The 21,206-nt window shown below is 66.8% G+C and carries 18 protein-coding genes; 10 read left to right on the top strand and 8 right to left on the bottom strand.

The annotated features are described in order from the left end of the window. Positions 1–28: 28 nt before the first annotated feature. Both ACYQ0R_RS06755 and ACYQ0R_RS06750 read right to left on the bottom strand, forming a co-directional pair. The gene (locus ACYQ0R_RS06755; protein WP_459821857.1) at positions 29–2,218 is read right to left on the bottom strand and encodes a beta-glucosidase family protein; all 2,190 of its coding nucleotides are present in this window, start codon (positions 2,216–2,218) and stop codon (positions 29–31) included. Between the two features lie 124 nt (positions 2,219–2,342). Continuing rightward, the gene (locus ACYQ0R_RS06750) at positions 2,343–2,936 is read right to left on the bottom strand and encodes a flavin reductase family protein (protein ID WP_459821856.1); all 594 of its coding nucleotides are present in this window, start codon (positions 2,934–2,936) and stop codon (positions 2,343–2,345) included. Positions 2,937–3,033: 97 nt separating this feature from the next. On the opposite strand from ACYQ0R_RS06750, the gene ACYQ0R_RS06745 reads away from it, so the two are divergent. Together ACYQ0R_RS06745 and ACYQ0R_RS06740 are read left to right on the top strand one after the other, a co-directional pair. Continuing rightward, complete coding sequence (locus tag ACYQ0R_RS06745; protein WP_459821854.1) at positions 3,034–4,269, top strand: iron-containing alcohol dehydrogenase family protein; 1,236 nt, start codon at positions 3,034–3,036, stop codon at positions 4,267–4,269. 99 nt (positions 4,270–4,368) lie between these two features. After that, positions 4,369–5,889 (top strand): ethanolamine ammonia-lyase reactivating factor EutA, encoded by a 1,521-nt coding sequence (locus ACYQ0R_RS06740; RefSeq protein ID WP_459821852.1) that lies wholly within the window; start codon positions 4,369–4,371, stop codon positions 5,887–5,889. Between the two features lie 24 nt (positions 5,890–5,913). Here ACYQ0R_RS06740 and eutC read toward each other — a convergent pair whose 3' ends face one another. The 3 genes from eutC to ACYQ0R_RS06725 all read right to left on the bottom strand — a co-directional run bounded on the left by eutC (position 5,914) and on the right by ACYQ0R_RS06725 (position 9,335). Beyond that, positions 5,914–6,741, bottom strand: a complete 828-nt coding sequence (gene eutC, locus ACYQ0R_RS06735; RefSeq protein ID WP_459821850.1) for an ethanolamine ammonia-lyase subunit EutC — start codon at positions 6,739–6,741, stop codon at positions 5,914–5,916. Between the two features lie 2 nt (positions 6,742–6,743). Continuing rightward, entirely contained in the window at positions 6,744–8,105 is a 1,362-nt protein-coding gene (locus ACYQ0R_RS06730; RefSeq protein WP_459821848.1) for an ethanolamine ammonia-lyase subunit EutB, read from the bottom strand. Positions 8,106–8,363: 258 nt separating this feature from the next. After that, positions 8,364–9,335, bottom strand: coding sequence for an aldo/keto reductase (locus tag ACYQ0R_RS06725; protein ID WP_459825701.1), 972 nt, complete (start codon positions 9,333–9,335; stop codon positions 8,364–8,366). Positions 9,336–9,466: 131 nt separating this feature from the next. Between ACYQ0R_RS06725 and ACYQ0R_RS06720 the strand changes: the two genes are divergently transcribed. The 5 genes from ACYQ0R_RS06720 to ACYQ0R_RS06700 all read left to right on the top strand — a co-directional run bounded on the left by ACYQ0R_RS06720 (position 9,467) and on the right by ACYQ0R_RS06700 (position 13,977). After that, positions 9,467–10,138, top strand: a complete 672-nt coding sequence (locus tag ACYQ0R_RS06720; protein WP_459821846.1) for a metal-dependent transcriptional regulator — start codon at positions 9,467–9,469, stop codon at positions 10,136–10,138. A 108-nt stretch (positions 10,139–10,246) separates the two neighbouring features. After that, the gene (locus tag ACYQ0R_RS06715) at positions 10,247–11,203 is read left to right on the top strand and encodes a metal ABC transporter substrate-binding protein (RefSeq protein WP_459821844.1); all 957 of its coding nucleotides are present in this window, start codon (positions 10,247–10,249) and stop codon (positions 11,201–11,203) included. 31 nt (positions 11,204–11,234) lie between these two features. Further along, complete coding sequence (locus ACYQ0R_RS06710) at positions 11,235–11,993, top strand: metal ABC transporter ATP-binding protein (protein ID WP_459821842.1); 759 nt, start codon at positions 11,235–11,237, stop codon at positions 11,991–11,993. Between the two features lie 62 nt (positions 11,994–12,055). Continuing rightward, complete coding sequence (locus ACYQ0R_RS06705) at positions 12,056–12,952, top strand: metal ABC transporter permease (RefSeq protein WP_459825699.1); 897 nt, start codon at positions 12,056–12,058, stop codon at positions 12,950–12,952. Between the two features lie 41 nt (positions 12,953–12,993). After that, a complete protein-coding gene (locus ACYQ0R_RS06700) occupies positions 12,994–13,977 on the top strand; it encodes a biotin--[acetyl-CoA-carboxylase] ligase (RefSeq protein ID WP_459821840.1) in 984 nt (327 codons plus the stop codon). 34 nt (positions 13,978–14,011) lie between these two features. On the opposite strand, the gene ACYQ0R_RS06695 is transcribed toward ACYQ0R_RS06700, so the two are convergent. Both ACYQ0R_RS06695 and ACYQ0R_RS06690 read right to left on the bottom strand, forming a co-directional pair. Beyond that, positions 14,012–14,593: a universal stress protein gene (locus ACYQ0R_RS06695; protein WP_459821838.1), complete on the bottom strand. Its 582-nt coding sequence runs from the start codon at positions 14,591–14,593 to the stop codon at positions 14,012–14,014. 136 nt (positions 14,594–14,729) lie between these two features. Continuing rightward, positions 14,730–15,980 carry a tRNA (N(6)-L-threonylcarbamoyladenosine(37)-C(2))-methylthiotransferase gene (locus ACYQ0R_RS06690; protein ID WP_459821836.1) on the bottom strand — a complete coding sequence of 417 codons (1,251 nt, stop codon included), beginning with the start codon at positions 15,978–15,980 and terminating at the stop codon, positions 14,730–14,732. Positions 15,981–16,186: 206 nt separating this feature from the next. Between ACYQ0R_RS06690 and ACYQ0R_RS06685 the strand changes: the two genes are divergently transcribed. Next, the gene (locus tag ACYQ0R_RS06685) at positions 16,187–16,621 is read left to right on the top strand and encodes a universal stress protein (protein ID WP_459821834.1); all 435 of its coding nucleotides are present in this window, start codon (positions 16,187–16,189) and stop codon (positions 16,619–16,621) included. Positions 16,622–16,697: 76 nt separating this feature from the next. Here ACYQ0R_RS06685 and purN read toward each other — a convergent pair whose 3' ends face one another. After that, positions 16,698–18,290, bottom strand: a complete 1,593-nt coding sequence (gene purN, locus ACYQ0R_RS06680) for a phosphoribosylglycinamide formyltransferase (protein WP_459821832.1) — start codon at positions 18,288–18,290, stop codon at positions 16,698–16,700. Positions 18,291–18,458: 168 nt separating this feature from the next. Here purN and purB point away from each other — a divergent pair, with 168 nt between their 5' ends. Both purB and ACYQ0R_RS06670 read left to right on the top strand, forming a co-directional pair. Next, positions 18,459–19,898 carry an adenylosuccinate lyase gene (gene purB / locus ACYQ0R_RS06675; protein ID WP_459821830.1) on the top strand — a complete coding sequence of 480 codons (1,440 nt, stop codon included), beginning with the start codon at positions 18,459–18,461 and terminating at the stop codon, positions 19,896–19,898. Positions 19,899–20,040: 142 nt separating this feature from the next. Then, a complete protein-coding gene (locus ACYQ0R_RS06670; RefSeq protein WP_459821828.1) occupies positions 20,041–21,135 on the top strand; it encodes an archaeosine biosynthesis radical SAM protein RaSEA in 1,095 nt (364 codons plus the stop codon). The last annotated feature ends 71 nt before the right edge of the window (positions 21,136–21,206 follow it).

Here is a 21,206-nt window from a genome sequence, read left to right as displayed (position 1 = left end):
GGGGTGGGCGTGCGTCGGCGGACGGCGACTACTCTTCGGACGGTCCGTCGCCGACGGAGAGGGTGGTCGAGACGCGGGCGTCCCGCACGGACCGGCCGACGTGCACGGGGTACTCGCCCGGCGTGACGCGCCACCCGTCGTCGTAGTACGCCAGCCCCTCGCGGTCGAACGGGATCCGGGCGGTCGTCGTTTCGCCCGGGCCCATCGAGACTCGAGCGAACCCGACGAGTTCGCGGTCCGGCGTCGGAACCGGTGCGGCCGACCTGTCGGCGTACGCCTGTACGACCTCGGTTCCGGCGCGGTCGCCCGCGTTCGTGAGATCGACCGCGAGCTCGAACCCCGACGACGCCTCCGAGACCGTAACCGCCTCGTACGTCCAGTCCGCGTACGACGTCCCGTGTCCGAACGGGAACGCCGGCTCGCGGTCCTCGGCATCGAAGTGGCGGTAGCCGACGAACACCCCCTCGGAGTACGAGGCGACGTCGTCGACGCCCGGAAACCGCTCCGCCGAGGCGGTCGGATAGTCGTCGGCCGACCGTCCGAACGTCACCGGGAGCCGACCGCCCGGGTCGGCGTCGCCGAACAGCACGTCGGCGAGCGCCTCGCCGTCGGCCTGTCCCGGATACCACGTCACGAGGGCGGCGTCGACCGCGTCGATCCACGGCGTTTCGACGGGACCGCTGGCCCGGAGCACGACGACGGTCCGGTCGGCGGCGTCTGCGACTGCCGAGACGAGTTCGTCCTGTCGACCGGGAAGCGCGAGGTCCGGTCGGTCCCTGAACTCCGTCGCGTCGTCCTGGACGACGACGACCGCGCAGTCGACGTCGGCGGCGGTCGCCACGGCGTCGCCGACGGTCGGATCGGACCCCGTATCCGGCTCGGCCTCCACTCCGTCGTCGAAGAACGACGACTCCGCGATCCGTGGTATGCCGCGCTCGAACGGAACCTCGAAGGCCGCCGCGTCTCGGAGCCCGTCGAGGGGACTGGTCTCGACGAACGGCGTCACCTCCGAGGAGCCCCCACCGCCGAGTTTCGCGGCGTCGGCGTTCGGACCGATCACGGCGACGGAATCGTCCGAGTCCAGCGGGAGCGCGCCGTCGTTCGTGAGCATGACCGTGCCGGCGACGGCGACCTCCCGGGCGAGCGCCCGGTGTCGCGCGGAGTCGAGTTCGCCCTGCCGGGCGTCCGAACGCGAACCGCCCTCGTGCGGCGGTCCTCCGTGGTCGAACGACCCGATCGCGTCCATGACGCCGAGAAGGCGCTCGAGTTTCCGGTCGATCACCGCCTCGTCGACGTCGCCGGCTTCGACCGCGTCGCGAAGCGGCTCGCCGAAGTAGGCCGGCCCGTCCGGCTGTGGCGGAAGCGCGGGGTCCTCGGAATCGTCCGTGGCGACATCGGACCCATCCGCCTCTCCGCCCGACCCATCCGCCTCTCCGCCGGGCCCATCCGCGTCGTCCGGCAGGAACTCCGCGAGCGTGACCCCCGGCATCTCGAGATCGAGTCCGGCGACCGCGGCGTCGACCGTGCTCCGCGTTCCCCACCAGTCGGAGACGACGATTCCCTCGAACCCCCACTCGTCTCGCAACACGTCGGTGAGGAGCCGTTCGTGGTCGCTCATGTGGACCCCGTTGACCCGGTTGTACGCGGACATCACCGCGTGGACGTCCGCCTCCTCGACCGCCGCGCAGAACGCGGGGAGGTAGATCTCGCGGAGCGTCCGTTCGTCGACGTCAGCGCTCACCTCGTAGCGGTTCGTCTCCTGGTTGTTAGCGACGTAGTGTTTCACCGTCGCTGCGACGTCCGCGGACTGGATCCCTTCGATCGTTCCCACGGCGAGTCGACTCGCGAGATGTGGGTCCTCGCCGTAGTACTCGAAGTTCCGCCCACCCTCCGGGACACGAGCGATATTGACACCCGGTCCGAGAAGAACGTCCTGCCCGAACGCCGACGCTTCGCGACCGAGCGCGCTCCCGAACCGGCGCGCCAGCTCGGGGTTCCACGACGCGGCGAGCGCGATCGACGCGGGGAACGCGGTCGCTCGGTGGCCCAGCGCGCGTACGCCGAGCGGCCCGTCGACGAGCCGCAGCGGCGGGATCCCGACGCGGTCGTTGCCGGGGACGTACCCCGTCGCCGTCCCGTCAGGATCGACCGCGCCGTGGATTAGTTCGATCTTCTCCGCGAGCGTGAGCCGTTCGACCAGCGTCTGCGGATCAGGCATCGTATCGGACCTCCGAATGGCACATATGTTCGGCTACGTCGAGCCCGGTGATAAGGGTATGACGGATCACCACTGCTTGAGGACGGGTATCTCGGCCGGCGGTGTCGTCCGCAACCACCCGTTTTCAGTGCTGGCGCTCGAAGGAGAGCGGGTCCGTCCCGGTGTAGTACGGTCCGCCGAGCCGCCCGACCGTCCCCAGCAGCCGCGAGTCGACCTTCCCGTCGGCGGTGACCGACTCGTCGACGTGGAACCGTACCACCTCGCCGAACACGGAGATCCGGTCGTGGATCTCCAGGGAGTCGTACAGCGTGCACTCCATCGTGATCGGAGCGTCGGCGACACGGGGCGCGTCGATCCGGTCGCAGTCTGCCGTGGCGACGTCAGCGGCCTCGAACTCGCTTTCCCCGGTCGGGAGCGGCTCCGACGTCGCGTCCATCCGGTCGATCAGCGGTTCGGTGACGACGTTGACCGCGAACTCCCCGGTCTCGAGCGCGTTGCGCGCGCTGTCTTTCAAACCGCCGTGGTCCGCGTTCGGCGAGCTGAACAGCACGACCGGGTTCGCGGAGCTGACGTAGTTGTACGAGCTGTACGGTGCGAGGTTCTCGCTGCCGTCCTCACCCCGCGTGCTGACCCACGCGATCGGACGCGGGCTGACGGCAGACTTGACGATCCGTGCGCGCTCCCGTTCGGAAAGCGTGTCGACGTTGTAGGCAGGCATACGCCACCCGACGCGGAGCAGGGATAAACCGTCGTGGGATCCGGTCACGTCCAGCACCCACCGACAGTACTACGGCGGATCGGGAGGATCGGACGGTATGTCTCGCGAGCTGTCGACGTCGCCGTTCGACCACGAACACCGCGGCTGTGACGTGCTGTACGGTCGCGGACGGATCGCCGACCTCGGCGATCACCTGGGCGACGTGGGCGTCGACCGCGCGCTCGTCGTCTGCGGTTCGAACGTCGGCGCGAACGACGACCTGATGGGTCCGATCCGCGATGGCCTCGGCGACCGGTTCGCCGGCGTCTTCGACGGCACGACGCCTCAAAAGCGCGTCGACGAGGCGTACGACGTGATCGAACGAATGGAGGAGACGGATGCCGACGCGGTCGTCGGCGTCGGCGGGGGGAGCAGCCTCGACGTCGCGCGACAGGCGAGCGTGCTCGCGGCGGACGGACGGGATCTCGCGGCGCTTCGGGACGCCGCGGCGGCCGACGGTCGCGTCGAACGACCGACAGGCGTCGAGCCGGCGTTCCCGGTCGTGGTCGTTCCGACGACGTTCGCGGGCGCGGATCTGTCGACGGGTGGAACGCTCGTCGTGTCGTCGGCCGAGGAGTCGCCGACGAGCCAGCCGGTGTTGATAAGCGGGGACGCGACCCCGACCGCCGACGTCGTCGACCCGGCGCTGTTCGAGACGACGCCGCGCGGCGCGCTCGCCGGGTCGGCGATGAACGGGTTTAACAAGGGGATCGAGACGCCGTACGCCAGCGACGCCGCGGCGGTGAGCGACGCGACCGCGATACACGGGCTGCGATACTTGACCGACTCGTTGCCGCAGGTCGCCGGTGACGGTTCGCGCGAGGACGACAGAGCCGGCGGTGAGCCGGACCCGGCCGCGATGGACCGCGCCGCACTCGGTGCCCTGCTCGTGCAGTTCGACCGGAAGGTCTCGGTGATCCACGCGTTCGGCCACGGGTTCTCCCGACGGTACGACGTCCAGCAGGGCGACGTCCACGCGGTGCTCGCACCCGCAGTGCTCCGGTACGTGCTCGATTCCGTCGACGCGAACAGGGACGCCCACGCGGCGGGACTCGGCGTCGACACCGACGGGAAAGACGACGGGGCGGTCGCCGACGCGGTCGTCGAGACGGTCACCGCGGTTCGCGACTCGCTCGGCCGGCCGACGCGAGCGCGAGACCTTCCCGAAACCCGCGAGAGCGACATCCCGGATATCGCCGAATTCGTTCTCGAGGACCCGATGATGGAGCGTGCGCCCGACGGTCTGGACCCGACGGTGGAAGCGATCGAGGACGTCCTGCGCGAGGCGTGGTGAACTGAGATCGACGATTCGCTACGGAGAGTTCGACACCCCCACGACATCGCGTTGAGGTCTCGACGACATCGCTTTGAGGTCCCGACGCGTTGGTCGCGTATGAGCCGCGACGTGGACCGACTCACGAGCGTCGGGATCGACGTCGGCACGACGACGACGCAGGTGGTCGTGAGCCGCCTCCACGTCTCAAAGCCGACCCACGACGGCGCGGCGGCTCCGGAGATCCGCGAGCGCGAGATCGTCCATCGCGGGACCGTCCACGAGACGCCGCTCGTCGACGCGGAGACGATCGACGTCGACGGCGTCGCCGCGCTCGTGCGGGAGGCGTTCGACGCGGCGGGGATCGACCCGGACGACGTGGACACCGGGGCGGTGATCGTTACTGGCGAGACGGCAAAGCGCGCGAATGCGGAGTCGCTAGTCCATCGGATCGCCGCCGACGCCGGCGACTTCGTCGCGGCCGCGGCCGGCGCAGAGCTGGAGGCCGTCCTCGCCGGACGCGGCTCCGGTGCGGCGGCACACGCCCGGACGACCGGCCGCGTCGTCGCCAACGTCGACGTCGGCGGCGGAACGACGAACGTCGCCGTGTTCGGCCCGGACGGCGTCGTCGACACCCGGTGTCTCGACGTCGGCGCGCGCATGGTCCGGACGAACGGACACACGATGACGCACCTCTCGGCAGCGGCTCGGCGGCTCCGGGACGCACACGGACTCGCGGTCGACGTCGGCGACGACGCGACCATCGAGGCGCTTCGACCGCTGGCGGACGCGGCGGCCGAGTCGATCGCGGACCTCCTCGTGGGACCGCCGTTCGCCGACCTCGTCGCGTCGGGGGCGCTCGGGGAGCTTTCCGTCGAACCGGTCGCCATCGACGACGTCGTCGTCACCGGCGGTGTCGGGCACCTGCTGAACGCGCCGAAGGCGGAACCGGATCCCTCCCCGTCCGGTGAGGTGGATAACCCGTTCCGGTACGGCGACCTCGGGCCGTTGCTCGCGGCGACGCTCGGCGAGACGCTCCGCGCTCGTGCGGAGCTGCCGGCTCGACCGATCGTCTTGGAGGAGGATCTGCGTGCGACCGTCGTCGGTGTCGGCACCGAGTCGACGACGTTCAGCGGGCGCACCGTCTGGCTCCCGGCGGATCGGCTACCCCTCCGTGACGTCCCGGTGGTGGTTGTCGACCCCGATCCGGTCGAGGGCGCCGAGTCCGAATCCACCGACGTCGACCGGTTCGCGCGTGCGCTCCGGACCGCGCGCGACCTGTACGACCTCGACGACGTCGAAGGGATCGCCCTGTACGTCGAACGGCTCCCGTCGCTGGGATATGACGACCTCTCGTCGACCGCCGACCGGCTCGCCGCGGCGCTCCGGTCGGAAGGATTCAGCGGCGACGCTGACGCCGACCGGGCTGCTTACGGAGCCGACGTTCCGATCGTCGTCGTCACCGGGCAGAACTGCGCGAAGGTGCTCGGTCAGCTCCTCGCGAGTCGGCTCGAGGGGCCGATCACGGTGCTCGACGAGCTGGCGCTCCGTGAGGGAGTTCGTCTCGACGTCGGCGAGCCGCTTCAGGGGCGCGACGCGGTCCCCGTCGTCGTGAAAACGCTGGCGTTCGGCGGCGACTGAGTCTCCCGTGTCGAGTTCTCGTCGCTACTTCTGGAAGTCGCGGTCGTCCTCGCGGAGGTCGAGCCCGCTCGCCTCCTTCTCGCACATCTCCGCGAGCAGGTCCGCGACCGCGGCACCGGCTTCGGCGGGAGGGAGTCCGCCGTCGTGGATGTTCGAGATCACCGACTTGCGGGCGGTCGGCGTGCCGCGTTCCGGATCGTAGACGGCGTACGCGCTCAAGCTCTCTGCGGTACGAAGTCCGGGGCGCTCGCCGATGAGTATCACGCACGCGTCGGCGTCGATCTCCTCGCCGATGGCGTCCATCACGTCGACCCGGCCGTACTCGACGAACACGGGCGTGCCGACGTCGAGACCGCGGGCGGCCAGCCCGTCCAAAAGCGCCGGGAGGAGATCCGGGAGGTTTGCCTCGATCGCCGTCGAGCTGAGCCCGTCGCTGCAGATCACCTGCACGTCGGGCCCGGTTTGGCAGTGCTCACGGAGGTGGTCGGCGGTCTCCTCCGCGATGTCGCGGCCGAGGTCCGGTCGGGCGAGGTACTGCTCGTGGTCCTCGACGAGCGTGCGAACGCGGAGAAGACCGAGCTCCTCGATCAGCGCGTCGTCGACCCGACTGGTAACTGCGTCGCGAGCGAGCCCATGGTCCTCGCGGAATCGGAGCAGCGTCTCCGTGGTCGGTCGCGGTCCCGCTCGACCGACGCCGAGACGCGAGGGGCTCCGAGAGACGATCCGGTCGAGTGCCTCGGGGTCCGCGGGGTCGTCGAGGAGGGTGTCGTCGACGGAGGCGTCGTCGTCAGCTCGGTCGTCCGTGGGAGCGTCGTCGGCCCCGTCGTCGGTGGGAGCGTCGTCGGTCGACATGGTCACGTGAACACCGTGGGGTCGCCGGCGCGGGCGGTGAGACTCCCGTTCTCCCAGATCCCGGTCTCCACGAGCCACTCGCGGAACTCCGGCGCGGGGCCGAGATCGAAGATCTCCCACAGCGCGGCGGCGTCGTGGTAGCTGTTCGACTGGTAGTTGAGCATGACGTCGTCACCCATCGGCACGGTGATAAAGAAGTTCGCGCCCGCGGCAGCGAGCAACACCGCGAGGTTCTCGATGTCGTTCTGGTCGGCCTGGATATGGTTCGTGTAACAGGCGTCGATCCCCATCGGGATCCCGTGGAGCTGGCCCATGAACACGTCCTCCAGTCCGGCGCGGATCACCTGTCGGCCGTCGTACAGGTACTCCGGGCCGATGAAGCCGACGACCGTGTTCACCAAAAAGGGGTCGTATCGCTTTGCGAGCCCGTAACACCGGGCTTCGAGCGTGAGCTGGTCGACGCCCTCGTGGGCGTCACCCGACAGCTCCGACCCCTGACCGGTCTCGAAGTACGTCACGTTGGGGCCCGACGCGGTCGAGCGGCGGCGCGCGAGAGCGTGTGCTTCGTCCAGCAGCTCGACGTCGACGCCGAACTCGTCGTTGCCGGCCTCCGTTCCGGCGAGGCTCTGGAAGAGGAGGTCAGCCGGCGCACCCTCTCGGATCGCGTCCATCTGAGTCGTTACGTGAGCGAGACAGCAGTTCTGTGTGGGTATCGACCACTCCTCGATGAGCCCGTGGGTGGCCTCGAGAATCTCCGTCACCGTCCCGACGCCATCCTCCACCGGGTTGATCCCGATCACTGCGTCGCCGACGCCGTAGGCGAGCCCCTCCCTAGCCGAATCCAGGATTCGCTCGATATCGTCGGACGGGTCGTTCGGCTGAAGCCGGAACGAGAGCGCGCCGTCGGTGCCGATCGTGTTGTTACACCGGGCCGTCACCGTCATTTTCGAGGTGGCCAACACGAGGTCCATGTTCGTCATCAGCTTCGTGACGGCCGCGATCATCTCGCTGGTGAGTCCCCGGCGGATCGCCTTTATATCGCGGTCCGTCGTCGACTCGTCCACGAGGAACTCACGGAGCTCGGCGACGGTCCAGTCGCGGATGCGCTCGTACACCGGCTCGCGGACCGCGTCCTGGATCACCCGAGTGACCTCGTCGTCGTCGTACGGAACGACCGGGTTCTCGCGGAGCGTCTCGAGCGTCGTCTTCGCCAGTGCTCGTTTCGCGGCGACTCGCTCGGCCTCGGTGTCGGCTGCGACTCCGGCGAGCTGGTCTCCAGTTTTCTCCTCGTTCGCCTTCGCTAACACCTCTCGAACCGAGTCGAACGACGGTGCCGCGCCGGCATCCAACGCATGTTGTGACATGAATGGTCTACTACCACGACTGGACGGGAGACGTGTTGAATCTTTGTGGATAGTTACCAAGCCTCAATTGCTGTGCTGAAAGGAGAGTTGGACAACGACGGAGTGTCCGGTGAACGATGTCGCCCCTGAGGTGTCGATTGGTCGACGGCAAGCGGTGTGTTGACACGGAGAGCGACGAACTGCTACGGAAACGGACGAAAACGAGAAACACGACGACCGACGAGCGCGCGTGTACATCTCACCGCCGGGGCGAAATCGTCACTCGTGGCCGCTGATCCGGACCGGCTCGTACGGCTCCTCGAGCCATTCGATATCGGAGTCCGACAGTTCGATGTCGAGGGCCTCGACGGCATCCTCAAGATGTTCGACGCTCGAAGTGCCGACGATCGGCGCGGTGACGACATCCGTATGAAGCACCCACGAAAGCGCGATCTGTGCCATCTTCACGTCCTTCTCGGCGGCGAGCTCCTCGACACGACGGTTGATCTCCTCGCCGCCGCCCTCGCGGTACGGTCGATCGAGGGCGGTCTCGTGTTCGCCACGGACCGTCGCGTCGTCCCGCTCGTACGGCCGAGTTAAATACCCCGCCCCGAGCGGGCTCCACGGGAGCATCCCGACGTTCTCGCGTTCACAGAGCGGCACCATCTCCCGCTCCTCTTCGCGGTATGCGAGGTTGTAGAGGTTCTGCATCGTGGCGAATCGCTCGTATCCTTCCCGGTCGCTGACGTGGAGCGCCTCGGCGAACTGATGGGCCCACATCGAGGAGGCTCCGACGTACCGGACCTGCCCGCGACGGACCGCGTCGTCGAGCGCCGCCAACGTCTCCTCGATCGGCGTGTCGTGATCCCACCGGTGGATCTGATACAGGTCGACCGTGTCCATCCCGAGGCGGTCGAGACTGTGTTGCAGTTCCTGTTCGATCGTCTTCCGCGAGAGGCCGTCGGCGTTCGGATGCGGGTCCTCCATCGCGGGGAACCTGACCTTGGTGGCGACGACCTGCTCGTCGCGGTCGTACTCCGCGAGCGCGTCGCCGAGGATCCGCTCGCTCTCGCCGTTCGAGTAGACGTTCGCCGTGTCGAAGAAGTTGATCCCGAGGTCGATCGCGCGCTCGACCAGCTCGCGCCCCTCCGCCTCGTCGAGCATCCAGTCGTGGCCGCTACCGAAGCTCATACAGCCGAGACAGAGCCGGCTCACCGTCGTTCCCGTCCCGCCGAGCGTCGTGTACTCCATCCCGTTTCCGCTCGGTCGGACGCCGTATGTACCTTGTGGCCGGGAGATCGCCGCCTCGTCCAGAGCCGCGACCGCGATGGCGACGGATCCGAGCCGACACATCCAAGTTTAGACGGCATCTAATCCCGGCCATGAGGCTGAGCGACTCGATGGAGGACTACCTCAAGGCGATTTATCACCTCCAGTACGGCTCCGACGAACGGGTTCGAACCGCCGACATCGCCGAGGAGCTCGGCGTGACGTCGCCGACGGTGACGAGCATGCTCGACAAGCTGGCCGAACGCGGTCTCATCGACCGGAAGAAGTACCACGGCGTTCGACTCACGGAGAAGGGAGAGACCGTCGCGCTCGAGGTCGTGCGGCACCACCGACTCCTCGAGACGTTTCTCACCGAACAGCTCGATTACAGCTGGTCGGAGGTACACGAAGAGGCCGACCGGCTCGAACACCACATCAGCGAGGAGTTCGTCGAGCGGATCGCGACCGTGCTCAATCATCCTGAGATCGATCCGCACGGGGATCCGATCCCGAACGTCGATCTGGAGGCTCCCGTCGAGCGCGACGCCGACGCCATCTCCGAACGTGAGGAGGGCGACGTCGTCGTCGTCGAACGGGTGAGCGACCGCGACCCCGAGGTGCTGGAGTATCTCTCCGATCGTGGACTCGAGCCCGGATCGAAGCTCACGATACTCGAGGTCGCTCCGTTCGGCATGATCACTGCTCGTGCCCACGACGGCGAGGAGTCGGTGTCGCTTCCGGAACGGATCGCCAGAGAAGTCCACGTCGCTGACTGTGTCGAATAGGCTGCAGGGACGCCTCACGATCGGCGCTCCCGCGACCGGATTTGATTAGACTGGATCTAAAACGCTGAACAGAAAATTATTAGTTTAGGCGTATCTAATTCTCTTTCAATGCGTTCAAACGATTCGCGACAGATCTCCCGGCGCGGGCTGCTCGTCACCGGGGGTACGGCCGCGACGCTCGGAGCTGCAGGCTGTCTCGGCGGCGACGCGACGACGAGCGACGACGATGAGGATCTGTCCGCAGTGAACGGCTCGTTCTTTATGCTCTACGACCTAGCGCGGAACGTCGCCGGCGACACTCTCCGCGTGGAGGATCTCGTCCCCGCTGGCGCACACGGAGACGACTGGGAGCCGAGTCCGGGGATCATCGAGGACGTCGCCGAGGCGGACGTGTTCGTGTACATCGATGGATTCCGGGGATGGTCGGATCGCGTCGCGGAGTCGCTTCCCGACGATTACCCGGACGTCGTCGTGATCGACGCAGCCGAAGGTATCGATTACATTGAAGGCGAGACGGGCCGGGCGGTCGATCCGCACTTCTGGCTCGATCCGGTGCTCACCAAAGAGGCGGTCGAGAACATCCGCGACGGCTTCGTCAAGGCCGACCCGGACAACGAGAGCGTGTACCAGGAGAACGCCGACGCGTTCCTCGAGCGGCTCGACGACGTTCATGCGCGGTACGAGGAGGCGATGGCTCACCGGAACAGAGACGTTATCGTCGTCGGTAGCCACGACTCCTACCAGTACTGGCGACCGCGGTACGACATCGAGATCCACTCGCCGGTCGGCATCTCGCCGGACGGCGAGCCGACGCCGCGCGAGATGGAGGAGGTCTCGGACAGTATCGAACGAAACGATCTCAGCTACGTGTTGTACGACATGTACGAGCCGGCGGACTACGCCGAGAGTCTCGCGGCGGAAACGGGAACCGAGATCCTTCCGCTCTCCCCGATCGAGGCCACCACCGAGGAGCAGCTCGAGCAGGGGATGGGGTACGTCGAACACATGCTCGAGATCAACCTCGCCACGCTCGAGCGGGCGCTCGAAGTCGAGTACGACGCGTGATCCGCGACAGACTGACGGGGCTACGAACGAGATGACGACTCCGCACGAAGCCGCCGTTGTCGACGTCCGAAACGTCTCGTTCGCGTACGACGAGCAGCCGGTGCTAGAGGACGTGACCCTCTCCGTCGAGCGGGGGGAGTTTTTCGGGTTGATCGGACCGAACGGGAGCGGGAAGACGACGCTGTTGAAGCTGATGCTCGGACTTCAGCAGCCGGACGTCGGCACGGTCCGGCTGTTCGGCGAGCCCGCACACAGGTTTAGCGACGGGGAGCGGCTCGGCTACGTCTCCCAGCAGTCCTCGGAGGCCGACAGCTCGATGCCCGTCACCGTCCGCGAGGTCGTTCGCATGGGTCGCTATCCGCACGTCGGGCTGAACGAACTGACCGCGCGCGACGAGCGTCTCGTCGATGACGCGCTCGAGACGGTGGGAATCGTGGGGTTGTCCGACCGCCGAATCGGTCGCCTGTCCGGTGGACAGAAGCAGCGCGCGTACATCGCTCGCGCGCTCGCCGCCGAGGCGGACCTGCTTGCACTCGACGAGCCTACCGTCGGCGTCGACGCCGACTCCAGAGAGCGATTTTACGCCCTGCTCGACGAGCTCAAAAGCGAGGGGATCACCGTCATCCTCATCGAACACGATCTCGGCGTCGTGACGGAGCGCGTCGACCGCATCGCGCTGATCAACCGTTCGATCCGCCACGTCGGCGACCCGGACTCGCTGCTCGAAAGCGACGCGCTCGTGGACGCGTTCGGTCGGACCGCGACGACGCTCGCGGCGGTGAATCGATGAACCCACTCCGCCGTCTCGATTTAAATCGTCGCGACGTCCAGGCGGGACTCGTCCTGGGCGGCATGGTCGCGCTGTACGCGTTCATCGACCTGCTTTTCCCGATCGTCTTCGACGCGTTCTGGCCCGGAGCGTGCACGGTGGGGGAAGCGCTCGGAACCCGGATGCTGTGTAATCCCTTCCTCCAGCGAGGGCTCACGACCGGTCTGTTCATCGGTCTCGCGGGTCCGCTCATCGGCGCGTATCTCGTGAATCGCCAGATGGCGCTGATCGGCGAAGCGCTGGCGCACACAGCCTTCACCGGCGTCGCGATCGGGCTCGTGCTCGGAAACACCGTCGAGTGGGCGAACTTCCCGCTGGTCACCGCCGTGGTCGTCGCGGCGATCGCCGCGCTCGGACTGCAGTACCTCGCCAGCCATACGGACGCGTACGGCGACGTCCCGATCGCGATCCTGTTGGTCGGGAGCTTCGCGCTCGGGATCGCGATCATCTCGCGAGGATACGGCTTCGGGGCGACGATAAACAGCTACCTGTTCGGCAACGTGCTCACCGTTCAGTTCCACAACGTCCAGCTGATGGCCGCGCTGTCGCTCGTTGTCGTGGGCGTCGTCGCACTCACGCACAAACAGCTGCTGTACATCACGTTCGATCGGGAGGCCGCGCGGCTCGCCCGGGTGAACGTCGATGTGTATGACACGCTGTTGATCGTGTTGACCGCGCTGGTCGTGGTCGCGTCGATACAGGTGCTCGGTGCGATCCTCGTCGCCGCCATGCTCGTCGTTCCCGTGGCCGCTGCGATGCAGCTCACCGACTCGTTCGGGCGGATGATGTGGCTGTCCGTTCTCATCGGCGAGGTGGCCGTCCTCGGCGGCGTCGTCGTCTCCTACCAGTGGGACATCGCGACCGGCGCGATGATCGTGCTCGTCGCTATCGCCATCTACCTCCTCTCGTTACTCGACTGAGATCCGGAATCGGTTTGTCGCCATGAGCACACGTCGGAGGTATGGACACACGGCGTGCGCTCCTCGACGCGCTGACCGACGGTCCGGTCTCGGGACCGGAGCTCGCAGCGGAGCTTGGCGTCTCGCGAGCCGCGGTGTGGAAGGCGGTGGAAACGCTCCGGGACGAGGGGTTCGCGGTCAAGTCGACCGGAGACGGATACGCCCCTCCTACGGAGCCTCCGTACGGAGCCGCCGGGATCGAGTTCGGACTCAATGTGCCGTACACGGTCGAGTATCACGACGCGCTGGGATCGACGAACGACCGCGCTCGCGAACTGGCCGCGAGCGGCGAATCGTCGGTTGCGGTCGTCGCCGACGAGCAGACCGGCGGTCGCGGGCGGCTCGAACGGGAGTGGACGGCGCCGAGCGGCGGCGTGTGGGTGTCCGTGCTCACGAGCCCGGCGATACCCACGTCCCATGCGCCGGTCTGTACGCTCGCCGCCGCGGTTGCGACGACCGACGCCTGCCGAGAGGCCGGGGTCGACGCAGGCATCAAGTGGCCGAACGACGTTCTCGTCGGGAGGGAAGCGAGAGATGCAGGCCGCGGCGACGGGGAACCAAGGACGAACGAGCGCGGCGACCAGAAGCTCGCCGGGATCCTCACGGAGATGGAAGGGGAAGCCGATCGGGTCTCGTGGCTCGTCGTCGGAGTCGGGATCAACGCGAACGTCGATGTCGGTGTGCTTCCGGACGGAGCGACGTCGCTGAGTGCGGTCCGGGGAGAGCCGGTGGACAGACGCCGGCTCCTCCAGCGGCTGCTCGAGCGCTATCAGGAGCTGACGACAATGCCGGACCGGATCCTTCCCGCGTGGCGCGAGCGGGCCGAGACGCTCGGTGCGTCCGTCCGGGTCGACACGCCCGACGGCGAGGTGTGTGGCACCGCCGTCGACATCGAGTTCCCCGGTCAGCTCGTCGTCGATACGGGAGACGAATGCGTCCGCGTGCACGCGGGCGATTGCGAGCATCTCCGTCCGGCAACCGAGTAGCGCCCCGAACGGAGAATACGACGAACCGGACGAGTCAGGAATCGTGGTCGGTGGACTCCGCCGACGACGTGTACGCGTCGTCCGCGGCCGTCCCGGTCGCGTGGTCCGCGGTCGTCCCGGTCGCGTGGTCCGCGGTCGTCCCGGTCGCGTCGTCATCGGCAACTCTTTCGAGACCGTCCTCGCCAAGACGAACCGTCAGGACCGGCACGGTCGAGCCACGAACGACTTTCTCGGCCACGCTGCCGAGCAGCAGCCGGTCGATCCCCCCGCGCCCATGGGTCCCCATCACGATCAGGTCACAGCGTTCGGACTCGGCGTACCTGATTATCTCCCGGCTCGGCGACCCCTCCACGACCGCCGTCGTCACGTCGACGTCGTAGCCGTCCGCCAGCTTTTCGACCTCGTTGACCGCGGCATCCGCGTCGGCACGGAGCAGGTCGTCGATCCCTTCCCACGACGTCTCCATCGGCATGCCCGCGTAGCTCGCGGTGTTGATGACGTACAGCGTATGTACGCTTGCCTGGTGAACCACGGCCAGATCGAGCGCATGAGTGACCGCTTGCGTCCCTTCTTCGGAACCGTCCGTGGGCACTAGGATCCGGTCGTAGAGCGTCATCGGTGCGTACGTGTCCGTCCAGCGCAGCGTGCATAGTTCTTTGCACGTTTTGCCGGTTTTTGTCGCGCCGATTGATCGAGGGTGGGTCAACTGCCCAGTGCACGGTGGCGCGGGGCTGTCGTTGAAGACGTTGCGATCACACCGGCTCGCCGAACGCGTAGACGGTGTTGTGTCCGGTTATCTCGACGTCGAGGAACTCGCCAACCGCGATCCCTCGGTCCGAGGCCCCCTGGACGATCACCTGTCTGTACGCCGGGTCACGACATTTCACGGAGTCGCCGGTCCCCTGCTCGACGACGAGCACCTCGAACGTCTCACCGATCATCGACTCGTACGCCTCGGCGACGACGCTCATCTTCAGTTCGGACATCGACTTCGAGCGCTCCTTTTTGATGGTTCCGCCAAGTCCCTTCATCTCGGCGGCGTCGGTGCCGGGTCGCTTCGAGAATCGTGTGACGTTGATCTTCTCCGGGCGGACCTCTCGAAGGAGCGCCATCGAGCGCTCGTGGTCGGCTTCCGTCTCCGTCGGAAACCCGACGATGAAATCCGTCGAGAGCGTCCAGTGGTCGAGCCGGTCGTCGAACGCCGCGACGATCTCTCGGAACTTCTCGACGCGGTGTTGTCGCCGCATCGTTTCCAGCACCTCGTCGCTGCCGGACTGGACGGGCGCGTGGATGAAGTCGTACAGCTTCTCGTTTCGGGCGAACACGTCCGCAAGCTCCTCGTGAATGCCGTGGATCCCGCCGGGGTTCGCCATCCCAAGTCGGACGCGGAACTCGCCGTCGATGCCACAGATTCGATCCAGCAGCTCCGGGAGCGTTCGATCGCCCGTATCCCAGCCGTAGACGCCGGTGTCCTGTCCGGTGACGCGTATCTCTTTCGCGCCCGCGTGGACCAGCGCTCGCGCCTTCTCGACGTTCTCCTCGACCGGCGGGGAGTCGACCCGGCCGGTCGCGAACTTCGTGATACAGTACGAGCAGTTGCTCATGCAGCCGCGGGCGATCGGCAGGATTCCGATCACGCCGTCGAGCACCGGCTCCGTATCCGGCGTGACCGTCGGGCACTCGCCGTTGAGGACGTGGCTCGGGACGTCGTCCCAGTGGAGCACGTCGGCGTCGATACCGGCTTCGCGGAACTCCTCGCCCTGCGCGAGCGCCATACAGCCGGTGACGACCAGATCGGCCGTTTCATCCGCCAGCTCCTCGGCTCGTCGGAGCATGTTCCGCTCCGTCTTCTCGACGACCGTGCAGGTGTTGAGGATGGCGACGTCGGCGTCCGCCGGGCTCTCGGCCGGGTAGTGGCCCCCGTCGCGCAGCGCTCGCTCTATCTCCCGGCTCTCACCCCGGTTGGAGGTACAGCCGTACGTCTCGATATGGTACGTCGCCATCGGGTATCCGTCTTACCCGGTGCGCGGAGAAAAGGGCGACGGATCCGGTACGGACCCGGCTCAGTTCGTTGAGCGCTGCCGATCGAGGCGCAATGGCCACGAGCCCGGTGGCTGCGGGTTCCGTCGACGATCCCCGTCGTCCGGGCTCTCGATAGGCCGACTGCACATCCCATAGCTTCAACACCGAACTGCTCGTACTCGTCGGTATGACGTACGTTGTTCCGTTCGACGGCTCGCGTCTCGCCGAAGAGGCTCTCGCGCGGGCGGTCGAACTCGGTTCCGAGCTCGATTCGGAGGTCGTCGTCATCAGCGTGATCCCCGAGCGGAAGCGCTATGCGCGTAAAAAAGGCTGGATCGGCGACGAGGACCCGCTCGACGTCGACGTGGTCGTTGACGACCTTCGCGAGCGGGTCGAACGTGTCGCGCCGGATGCCGAGTTCCGGTACGAACGGATCAGAGAGTACCCATCGGGCGACGAGATCGCCGAGGAGATCGCGCGGCTGCTCGACGAACACGACCCGTCGATCGTGTTTCTGGGGAGCGAGAACGTCGGCCGCGTGGTGACACCGCTGACGAGCGTCGGCGTCGGAGTCGCCGCTGCGGAGTCGTACGACGTGTACGTCGTGCGTCAGTCGACGTAGTCGCACCACCGGAACGGGTCGAGACAACACGTCGGCGCGACGGTCCGCGGTCGAGCGTCTCCGGTCGTGGGCGATCTCAGTCGTGTCGGAACGTCCGCGAGCCGGTGAACGCCATCGCCATGTCGTGTTCGTCGGCGGCGGCGATCACGTCCTCGTCGTTGACGGAGCCGCCGGGCTGTACGACCGCCTCGACCCCCGCCGAAGCGGCCTCCTCGATCCCGTCGGGGAACGGGAAGAACGCGTCCGAGGCCATCACGGCCCCCTCGGCTGATTTTCCTTCCGCGTCCTTTTCGGCTTTCATGGCAGCGAGCGTCACGGCGTCGACCCGGGACACCTGTCCCATGCCGATCCCGACCGTTTCGGTTCCCGTAGCGAACACGATCCCGTTCGACTTGACGTGTTTGAGCGTCTTCCACGCGAACACCATGGTTTCGAGCTCTGCGTCGGACGGCTCTCGAGCGGTGACGACTTCGAGGTCGCCGACGCTCGGCGACTGTCGGTCGCGTTCCTGGACGAGTCGACCGCCGACGATCGGCTTTTCGGTGAGCGGATCAGCGAACCGGTCGCCGTCCTCCCCAAGCGGTCCGACGTCGAGCAGCCGCATGTCCTCGCGCTCGCGGAGAACGTCGAGCGCGCTGTCGGTGAACCCCGGTGCGACGACGACCTCCTTGAACGAGGCCGTGATCGCGTCGGCGGTGTCGGCGTCACACGGTCGATTCAGCGCGACGATACCGCCGAACGCCGACTTCGCGTCCGTCCGTAGCGCGCGGTCGTATGCGTCCGCCAGAGTGTTGGCGGTCGCACAGCCTGCGGGGTTCGCATGCTTGATCACTGCGGCGGCCGGCTCGTCGAACTCCTTTATGAGGTTTACCGCCGCGTCTGCGTCGTTGTAGTTGTTGTACCCCATCTCCTTCGCACCCGGATTTCGCTGCTCGGCGGCCACGACGTTCGCCTCCTCACTGGCGTCGTCGGCGTACAGTGCCGCGTCCTGATGTGGGTTCTCGCCGTACCTGAGCTCCACGGCTCGGTCCTCCGAGACGAGCCGTCGTTGTGGGAACGAGCCGCCGGTGTCACCCTCGACGGCGACGGTTCCGGCCTCGTGGTCGATATCGACACGATCGTTCGCAAACCAGCGGATCGCTCGCGGATACGCGGTGAACTCCGCCTCGTGGAGCACACGCGCCTTCAGCGAGTCCGCGTCGTCGTCCTCGTACACCGGTACCGGCTCCTGGGTCACGATTGGCCCTGCGTCGACCGCCTCCGTAACGACGTGGACTGTACAGCCAGTCGTCCGAACACCCGCTTCCAGCACTTGGTCGTGGGCGTCCGCTCCCGGAAACGAGGGGAGCAGCGAGGGGTGGACGTTCAGCGTCGTCGGCGCTGGATCGAGAAACGTCGTCGTCAACACGCGCATGTACCCGTCCAAGCAGACGATATCGAAGTCGTAATCAGCGAGTCGGTCGAGGATGCGACGCTCGTGTGTCTCGCGGGACTCGCCTTCCTCGCGAACGACCACCTCGGTCGGGATCCGGCGCTCAGTGGCCGATTCGACGACCGGTGCCCCCTCACGGTTCGTCACGACGACCGACAGCTCCGCGCCCGCCGGCGCGACGTCATCGATGTGTAACAGGTTCCGCCCCCGGTTACTGGCTAGACCGGCGATCTTCATACGCGAACTCTCCGAGCGGTTGCGTAAATCGGTTGCGGTCCCCTCCGGTAGTGTATCCATATCCGTGAACAGGATCACCGATACGGACGCCGAGAAACCCGTGTAGTATGCATTACCGTGTGTCCCCGCATCGACACGCTTTTGCGGACGCCGGGGGCACTCGCGGGTATGACGGACGACTCGTTCTCCGACCTCTCGCGGTCGGACCCACTTGCGGCGGTCTCGCCGCTGGACGGACGATACGCCGGCCGTACCGCCCCACTCGCGCCGTACGCGAGTGAAGCCGGACTCATGCGCGCCCGCACCCGCGTCGAAGTCGAGTATCTGATCGCGCTGGCCGACCTCGACGCCACGCCGATATCGCTCGGCGACGAGACGGTCGCGAGCCTCCGCGAGATATACGAGGGGTTCGCTGCCGAGGACGCCCGTCTCGTCAAGGCGCTTGAGACGGATGGTGCTGCAGGGTACGCCGCGACGAACCACGACGTGAAGGCGGTCGAGTACTTTCTCAGGCTCCGTCTCGCCGACCTCGAGGAGTCCGGCGTCGTTGCGGACGCCGAGGCGCTGTACCCGTGGATCCACTTCGGGCTCACCAGTGAGGACGTGAACAATCTCGCACACCGGCTGCTGGTGAAGCCGGCCGTCTCCGAGGTGCTCGTCCCCGCGATCCGTGACGTGCGTGACGCGCTCGTGGAGCTTGCGCGCGACCACCGCACAACTCCGATGCTCGCCCGGACGCACGGGCAGCCCGCGACGCCGACGACGTTCGGCAAGGAGATGGCGGTGTACGCCGCTCGACTCGGCCGCGCGCTGGGACGCGTCGACGCCGCGGTCGATGGTCTCGCCGGAAAGATCGCCGGGGCGTCCGGCAGCTACGCGGCCCACGTGGCGGCGTATCCGGACGTGGACTGGCGGGCGTTCTCAGCGCGGTTCGTCGATACGCTCGGGCTGGAACACGCTCCGCTGACGACGCAGGTGAACCCGTGTGACGACCTCGCAACGCTTTTCGACGCCGTTCGTGGCGTCAACAACGTACTGCTCGACCTGGATCTGGACGCGTGGCTGTACGTCTCCGACCGGTATCTCGGGCAACGAGCGGTCGAGGGCGAGACCGGGTCGTCGACGATGCCGCATAAGGTGAATCCGATCGACTTCGAGAACAGCGAGGGAAACCTCTCGAAGGCGAACGCCGATCTCACGTTTCTTGCAGACTACGTCACCAGCTCCCGACTCCAGCGGGATCTATCGGACTCGACCGTGAAGCGCAACGTTGGCGCGGCGTTCGCACACTGCCTGATAGGCTACTCGAAAGCCGAGGACGGCCTCTCGAAAGTCGTCCCGAACGAGGTCGTGATGCGCGAGGATCTGGAGGAGACGCCCGAAGTGATCGGCGAGGCGGTTCAGACGATCCTTCGTCGCGAAGGTGATACGGAGGCCTACGAGCGCGTCAAGGAGCTGAGTCGGGGAAAGCGGGTGAGCATCGACGCGTTCCGTGAGCTGTTCGACGACCTCGACGTCGACGAGGCGGTACGCACTGAGCTGAAGGCGTTAACACCCGAGACGTACACCGGCGTTGCCGCCGAACTCGTGGATGAAATAGACGACTAGCTACAGTTTCCGGGCGGCGTGTGGACCCGTCCGGCATGGAACGCGACCGATTCTCGGTCGGCGTGGATTCTGCGAGCGTGGTCCGTTTCCGCTCGACCTGGATGACGACACGGATTTACGCGCGCAGCGACTTCTGTGGACAATGAGCGAGCCGAGTCCCGACGCGTACGAGCAGGGACGCGGGATGGACGCCCACAACGCGGTCATGCGTGAGATCCGCGCGGAGCGGACGGAGACGTACGACCCGACGCAGCCCACCCGTGTCTGGATCGACGAAGACAACACGCCAGACGGCGTCGTGAACTCCCTCACCATCATCTTAAACACCGGCGGCTGTCGCTGGGCCCGCGCGGGTGGGTGTACGATGTGTGGCTACGTGGCGGAGTCAGTCGAAGGCGGCAGCGTGAGCCACGAGGCCCTTATGAACCAGATCGAGGTGTGTCTCGATCACGAACGGGAGAACACCGAGGAGCCGGCCCAGCTGATAAAGATCTACACCTCCGGATCGTTTCTCGACGAGCGCGAGGTGCCCGCAACGACGCGTCGCGCCATCGCCGAGACGTTTGCGGACCGCGACCGCATCGTCGTCGAGTCGCTGCCGGACTTCGTCGATCGAAATAAGATCGGCGACTTCGCAGAACACGGCATCGCCACGGATGTCGCCGTCGGGCTCGAGACGGCGACCGACCGCGTCCGTCACGACTGTGTGAACAAGTACTTCGATTTCACCGACTTCGAGGCCGCCTGCGCCGAGGCCGCCGCCGCGGACGACGAGTGCGACGCCGACATCGGAGTGAAGGCGTATCTGCTGATGAAGCCGCCGTTCCTCGCCGAACCGGAGGCGGTCGCGGATATGGTCGACTCGATCCGCCGGTGTGCCGCCGTCGATGGCTGTCACACCGTGTCGATGAACCCGACGAACGTCCAGCGGTACACGATGGTCGACGAGCTGTTCTTCGCCGGCGGCTATCGGCCGCCGTGGCTCTGGTCGGTCGCACACGTCCTCGCGGAGACCGCGGATGTCGACGCCATCGTCGTCTCCGACCCGGTCGGCCACGGCTCCGATCGCGGCGCACACAACTGCGGCGAGTGTGACGACCGTGTCCAGACCGCGATCAAGGATTTCGACCGCCGACAGGACCCGAACGTGTTCGATCAGGTGTCCTGTCACTGCGAGCGAACGTGGGAGCTCGTGATGGATGAAGAGACGAGCTACAACATGCCGCTGGCGCGGTAGGCGTGCGCTTGAATCGCGGGATGCTGAACGCGAACGGAGGATATGACCCTTCTGCCGGGGAGTCCGGCCAG

The sequence above is a fragment of the Halorubrum luteum genome (assembly GCF_054652935.1).
The sequence above is the reverse complement of the archived record's forward strand: the minus strand, read 5'-3'. Positions and strand labels throughout refer to the sequence as shown.